The 402-nt window shown below is 33.6% G+C and carries 1 pseudogene; it reads left to right on the top strand.

What is annotated here, in order from left to right:
* Positions 1 to 363: pseudogene (locus P7D84_RS13735) on the top strand (zeta toxin family protein); the annotation flags it as partial.
* Positions 364 to 402 lie beyond the last annotated feature (39 nt).

Genomic DNA, 402 nt, shown 5'->3' with positions numbered 1-402 from the left:
CATGATATTGTTGTCAAAAACTTACCGACCAATTTAGAAACCCTTCATAAAACGGGCTTATTTAGCGATATAAGGCTATATAACAGAGAAGGAGTAAAACTCTATTCAAGTTTGGAAACACCTTCTATTAGTCCAAAAGAAACCTTAGAAAAAGAATTGAATCGTAAAGTAGCAAGTAAAGAAATTCAACCTACTTTAGAACGAATAGAGCAAAAAATGATTCTAAATAAACACCAAGAGACACCTGAATTTAAAGCAATTCAACAAAAATTGGAAAGCTTGCAGCCACCTACACCACCAATACCCAAAACACCTAAACTTCCAGGGGTTCTGTTGCAAAGTTTTAAATCTACTATCAAATAAGGTAGAATAATAGAAAAAGATAGCAGGAGGAATGACGAT

The organism is Enterococcus dongliensis, from assembly GCF_031927985.1.
Lineage (GTDB): Bacteria > Bacillota > Bacilli > Lactobacillales > Enterococcaceae > Enterococcus_A > Enterococcus_A dongliensis.
This window is presented reverse-complemented; position numbering and strand designations above follow the sequence as displayed.